Source organism: Bartonella sp. MR168JLCBS (genome assembly GCF_042194175.1).
Genome location: NZ_JBHIMP010000139.1, coordinates 1 through 1,110 on the forward strand (window position 1 = coordinate 1; position 1,110 = coordinate 1,110).

Annotated in this window: 1 protein-coding gene; it reads right to left on the reverse strand. The window is 43.2% G+C overall.

The features are described from left to right. Positions 1-1,110, reverse strand: a 1,110-nt coding sequence (locus tag ACFIK8_RS09835) for an ATP-binding cassette domain-containing protein (protein ID WP_375669315.1), incomplete at both ends; no start/stop codon positions are given.

Below are 1,110 nucleotides of genomic sequence, written 5' to 3' on the forward strand. Positions count from 1 at the left end.
AAGCGGGAACATTAATAATATCTTCAGGTCGTCCAACTGCCACAATTTCACCGCCACGATATCCACCTTCTGGTCCTAAATCAATAATCCAGTCGGCTGTCTTTATAACTTCAAGATTATGCTCAATGACTGCGACTGTATTCCCTTGCTCAACGAGTTCGTGCAGTACTTCGAGGAGTTTAGAGATATCGTGAAAATGCAGCCCCGTTGTTGGTTCGTCCAAAATGTAGAGTGTGCGACCTGTTGTTTTGCGTGAAAGTTCTTTGGCAAGTTTCACGCGTTGGGCTTCACCACCGGAAAGTGTCGTGGCTTGTTGTCCTACTTTGATATAGCCGAGGCCGACTTTGATGAGGGTCTTCATTTTGTTGTGAATGGTGGGAACAGCTTGGAAAAATTCCTCTGCTTTTTCGATTGTCATATCCAAGACATCGGCGATCGACTTTCCTTTAAATTTCACTTCCAGTGTTTCTCGATTATAGCGTTTTCCTTGGCATACATCACAAGTAACGTAGACATCGGGCAAAAAGTGCATTTCAATTTTGATAACCCCATCACCTTGACATGCTTCGCAGCGTCCTCCCTTAACATTGAATGAAAAACATCCTGCTTGATAACCACGCGCTTTTGATTCTGGAAGTTCGGCAAACCACTCACGAATTGGGGTAAAAGCACCCGTATAGGTTGCTGGATTAGAACGTGGGGTACGTCCAATAGGAGATTGATTGATATCGATGACTTTATCGAGAAATTCTAATCCTTCAATTTTATCGTAGCTTTCTGGGCTGTGATGGCTTCCCATGATATAACATGATGCGGCTTTGAAAAGGGTTTCAATGAGGAGTGTTGATTTTCCTCCACCTGAAACGCCAGTTATACAGGTAAAGGTTCCAAGAGGAATTTCAGCATTGATATTTTTGAGATTATTGCCTCGAGCACCGATGATTTTCAGTGTTTTTGTCTTTGATATTTTACGTCGTTGAGTAGGGATGGTAACTGCCATTCTTCCTGAAAGATATTGGCCTGTGAGGGAAGAAGGATTTTCTATAATTTCTTGCGGTGTGCCTTGTGCCATGATTTTTCCACCATGAACGCCTGCTGCTGGTCCCATAT